Below are 4,494 nucleotides of genomic sequence, written 5' to 3'. Positions count from 1 at the left end.
TCACCTCCTCGGAGGCTCGGCGGCACGCCCGGTCGCGTTACCCGCTCCCGATCGGATGCCGGCGGCGTCCCGTCGGGTGGAACTGCCGCCGGAACCCCGGGTCCCGGTCTACGGTCGGGTCTCACTCGTCGGGAGGTCGTCCGTGGGTCGCATTTCACGTGCCGTCACGATCGCAGCGGTCGTCGCCGTCGGCATCGCCACCGCCGGGGCGCTCGCCCCCTCGGCGTGGGCAACACCCGTCACCCTGAGTCTCGCCTCGGCGGCCACCGCCACGATCACTCCGGGCGCCACCCTGCTCGCGCAGCTCGACGCCCGCACCGCGTCCGAGTGCACGGCCGACTTCGTGTTCAGCAGCGGGTCGGCGCTCTACATCGGCTTCTCGGCCCACTGCACGGCCGCGAGCGACGCCGAGAACGCGGGCGGTTGCTCGGCCTCCACACTGCCACTGGGCACGCCGATCGAGATCCGGGGCCGCAACGGCCGCGAGGAGCAGGGCCGGCTCGCCTACAACTCGTGGCGCACGATGCAGCAGCGCGGCGAGACCACCGCCGCGCTGTGCAGCTACAACGACTTCGCCCTCGTGGCGCTCGACCCCGCCGAGACCGACGCCGTCAACCCGAGCATGCCGGTGCTGGGCGGCCCCACCGGCCTCGACACCGACGGCCTGACGACCGGCGAGGACGTCTACAGCTTCCAGCCCAACAACGGCGGCAGCGGGGTCAAGAGCGGCGTCGCCGTCTCCGACGCCGGCGGGGGCCGCAGCCATCGCGTCGCCATCACCCCGCCGGGGGTGCCGGGTGACTCCGGCAGCGGCTTCCTCGACGCCCAGGGCCGCGCGGTCGGCGTGCTGAGCACCGAGTTCTTCGACGCCCGGCACACGAACGGCGTCACCGACCTGGCCCTCGCGCTGGCCTACGCGAACAGCTACGGCGACCTCGGCAGGCTCACCCTGGTTCCGGGCACGGAGCCGTTCCGCGGCGGGATCGCATGACCTAACGTCGGGGCATGCCCACTCCCCTCACCGGCCGCACCGCGCTCGTCACGGGGGCGGCGTCCGGGATCGGCGCTGCCGTCGTCGCGCGGATGGCCGCCGACGGCGCCGCCGTGATCGCCGTCGACCGCGACGAGGCAGGGCTCAAGGCCCTCGCCGAGCAGGTCCCCGGGATCGACGCGGTGGTCTGCGACCTCTCCGACCTCGACGCCGTCGACGCGCTGCCCGCGGAGGTGGACCTGCTGGTCAACAACGCGGGCATCCAGCACGTGGCGCCGCTGCAGGACTTCGATCCCGAGCGGTTCTCGCTGATCCTGCGGATCATGCTGGAGGCACCGTTCCGGCTGGTGCGCCGCGTACTCCCGCACATGTACTCCCGGGGCTGGGGACGCGTGATCAACGTATCGAGCGCCCACGGTCACCGCGCGAGCCCGTTCAAGGTGGCCTACGTCAGCGCGAAGCACGGGCTGGAGGGCCTGTCGAAGGTGGTGGCGCTGGAGGGCGCCCCGCACGGCGTCACCAGCAACTGCCTCGCCCCCGGCTACGTGCGCACGCCGCTGGTGGAGAAGCAGATCGCCGACCAGGCCCGTGCGCACGGCATCTCCGAGAGTGAGGTGCTCGAGCAGGTGCTGCTCGCCCCCGAGGCCGTGAAGCGGCTGGTGGAACCGTCGGAGGTGGCCGAGCTGGCCGCCGTGCTCTACGGGCCGGCGTCGGCGTCGATCACAGGGTCGTCGCTGTCGGCGGACGGAGGGTGGACCGCACGCTGATCGGCGCGCATGGAAGGGTCGGTCCGTGCGCTACGTGATCATCGGTGCGGGGGCCGTCGGCGGCACGATCGGCGGACGGCTGCACGAGGCCGGACACGACGTCGTGCTCGTCGCGCGGGGCGCCCACCTCGACGCGCTGCGCTCCGACGGGCTGCGCCTGGCCGAGCCCGGCCGCACCCGCACGCTACGCATCCCCACCGCCGCCACGCCCGCCGACGTCGGCTGGGGCCGCGACGACGTCGCCGTGATGGCCACGAAGACGCAGCACAGCGCCGCGCTGCTCGACGCGCTGGCCGACGTCGCGCCGGACGTCCCCGTCGTGTGCGCGCAGAACGGCGTCACCAACGAGCGCCTCGCCGCCGACCTGTTCGCGCACGTGCTCGCGATCTGCGTGATGCTGCCGGCCGAGCACCTCGAGCCGGGGCTGGTGCTGAGCTACTCGGCGCCGACGCCCGGCGTGCTGGACGTCGGCCGCTACCCCACGGGAGCCGACGGCCTGGCCGAGCAGCTCTCCGTCGACCTCACCGCCGCGGGCTTCAGCTCGCGCGCCGACCCGGCGATCATGCGGTGGAAGTACCGCAAGCTGGTGGGCAACCTGGGCAACGCGGCCGAGGCCGCCTGCGGTCACGACGACCCCGGGCTGCGCGAGCTGTTCGCCGCCGCCCGCGACGAGGGTGAACGCGGCCTCGCCGCGGCCGGCATCGACGTGGCGTCGAGGGCCGAGGACAAGGCCCGGCGCGGTGACCTGATCGCGATCCACCCGGTGGACGGGCAGGCGCGGCAGGGCGGTTCCACTTGGCAGAGCCTGCAGCGCGGGGCCGGGTCGGTGGAGGCGGAGCACCTCAACGGCGAGATCGTCCGCCTGGGCCGGCGGCACGGCGTCCCGACGCCGGTGAACGCCACCCTGCTGCAGGTGGTGGAGGACATGGCCCGTGCCGGCCGCGCGCCCGGCTCGTACGCGGCCGTCGACCTGCTGGCCCAGGCTCGTCGCTGACCGTCGTCGCGACGGGGCGGGGTCGCGGCCGGGGCCCGCGCGGCGCAGAATCCCGGGTGAGAGCCCAACAGGGGGTCATGTGGTGCTGGTGGCGACGGCCGACGGCCGGCAGATGGACGTCCGCTCCATCGGGAACGGGCCCGGTCTCGTCGTGGTGCACGGCAGCGCGGTGTCGGCCACCGACTACCACGCACGGCACCGTTGATGCAGGCACTACCCCCTACCTACGCCTCACGGAAGCGTTCCCTCGGCAGGTACGACAGCTGCTGGAGTGGGGCCTCGCTCACCCGGACATGATCATCTCGACCACCCGGCTCAGCTCTCTTGGGAGCCACACTTCCTTCATCATCCGGGAGCTGGGACGCCTCGGGACTCATGAGACAGCCAGCCTGCTCGAGCCGTGGGTGGCGGATCCGTACCTCGGCGACGAGGCCGCTACTGCGATCCGGCAGCTGCGCAGGCATGACCGCTGAGTCAGCGAGCGGGCCGGACAGTGCGGCTACAGCCCGAGCTGGGTGGCGGCGTTGTCGTCCCATGCGGTCTCGACGCGCACATACATGCCGACCTGGTCGCGGTTGGCGAGTGCTCCCCGCGCTCGCAGGGTGGCCCCTCCCGGCTCGCCACCTCGGACGCGGTCTCGTCGTGCTCCCCGCGCTCGCGGGAGTGGTCCCCTCCCGTTGGGGACCGCACGGTCGCCATCGGGTCGTCCCCGCGCTCGCGGGGTGGTCCCCGGTTCCGCCGCCGAGGTAGCCGATCAGGCCGTCGTCCCCCGCCCTCGCGGGGTGGTCCTCTGGCTCGTCGCCGCAGGAGGCATTTGCCCGCCCTGCTACACCATCGATATCCGTAACGATATTTGTTGCCGATAATCACGATTATGACAGTTGCGCTAGAACAACCTCGGCCCGTAGGACTTCGCGAGCGTCGGCAGGCTGGCGACGCGGACATCATCGCTCGTGCGTTGTCGACGTCGACTGGATCTTGGCACGGTTGCGAATGATCGCTGGGTTCTGGAGCAGCCGATCGACGTCCCGTTCCGTCATCGCGGCGACCTTGGCTACGTCGCGGCGACCTTGGCTACGTCGAAGTCATGGAACGCCTTTCGGAAGGCGTCTCGTTTGGCAAAGACGACCCGACCAGTTCAGCCCGGCCTCGGACACGCCGAGGGTGAGTGCCTCGAACATGGCAGACTCGTCATACGTGCGGGTGCCCCAGACCTCGTCGTGGTAGTAACTGGATGCGGTGTCGCCCGCTCCGGCCCAGGCGCACCGCGCTCTTCCCTCGTATCCGATGATCACGTCGTCGCTCATCTGGCTCTCTGCTTTCCGTCGGCCTACGGTCGGCTCTCCCCGTTCACCGGGTCAAGTTCCCGCTCCCCGAGAGCACTGGCCCGACCGAACACCTACCCTCCGTGAGACGTCCGAAATGTGGTCACGCGTGGCCCTGGGTATTGCGCTGGCCCCCTACCACACTGAGCGCCGGTACCACCACAGTCACGGGGTGCGGAGGTGTCTGGGCCAGGTCACGGGGGCCGTTGTGAAGTTGCTTTCTCAGTGGCCGGCGTAAGTGGGGTAATTCTTCGAGTTCTCCGACTCGAACCAGGCGCGACGCGAATCGAGCTCCTCGGCCATGTAGGTCCGGAGCGCGAGCTGTGCGTCGTCGGACTGCATGACCTCGGTCCACTGCATGTTCTCGATCTCGAAACCCGCCTGCAGGTTGGTGTCGGCTCCGAGGTAGAGCGCGAT

At 71.2% G+C, this 4,494-nt stretch carries 4 protein-coding genes and 1 pseudogene; 3 read left to right on the top strand and 2 right to left on the bottom strand.

Features of this window, described 5'->3' with window-relative positions; genetic code table 11:
• The first annotated feature begins 142 nt into the window (after positions 1-142).
• The 3 genes from JWR81_RS18955 to JWR81_RS18945 are packed head-to-tail and all read left to right on the top strand — an operon-like array spanning position 143 to position 2,752.
• Positions 143-991: a serine protease gene (locus JWR81_RS18955; protein ID WP_297654265.1), complete on the top strand. Its 849-nt coding sequence runs from the start codon at positions 143-145 to the stop codon at positions 989-991.
• A 14-nt stretch (positions 992-1,005) separates the two neighbouring features.
• Positions 1,006-1,758, top strand: coding sequence for a 3-hydroxybutyrate dehydrogenase (locus JWR81_RS18950; protein ID WP_297654262.1), 753 nt, complete (start codon positions 1,006-1,008; stop codon positions 1,756-1,758).
• Between the two features lie 25 nt (positions 1,759-1,783).
• Positions 1,784-2,752, top strand: coding sequence for a ketopantoate reductase family protein (locus JWR81_RS18945; protein WP_297654259.1), 969 nt, complete (start codon positions 1,784-1,786; stop codon positions 2,750-2,752).
• 944 nt (positions 2,753-3,696) lie between these two features.
• Here the strand turns inward: JWR81_RS18945 and JWR81_RS18940 are convergent.
• Both JWR81_RS18940 and JWR81_RS18935 read right to left on the bottom strand, forming a co-directional pair.
• Positions 3,697-4,059: pseudogene (locus tag JWR81_RS18940) on the bottom strand (DNA-3-methyladenine glycosylase I).
• Positions 4,060-4,299: 240 nt separating this feature from the next.
• Positions 4,300-4,494: hypothetical protein (locus tag JWR81_RS18935; protein ID WP_297654256.1), on the bottom strand; the 195-nt coding region annotated here is incomplete at its 5' end.

This window comes from Pseudonocardia sp., assembly GCF_025965585.1.
Lineage (GTDB): Bacteria > Actinomycetota > Actinomycetes > Mycobacteriales > Pseudonocardiaceae > Pseudonocardia.
This window is presented reverse-complemented; position numbering and strand designations above follow the sequence as displayed.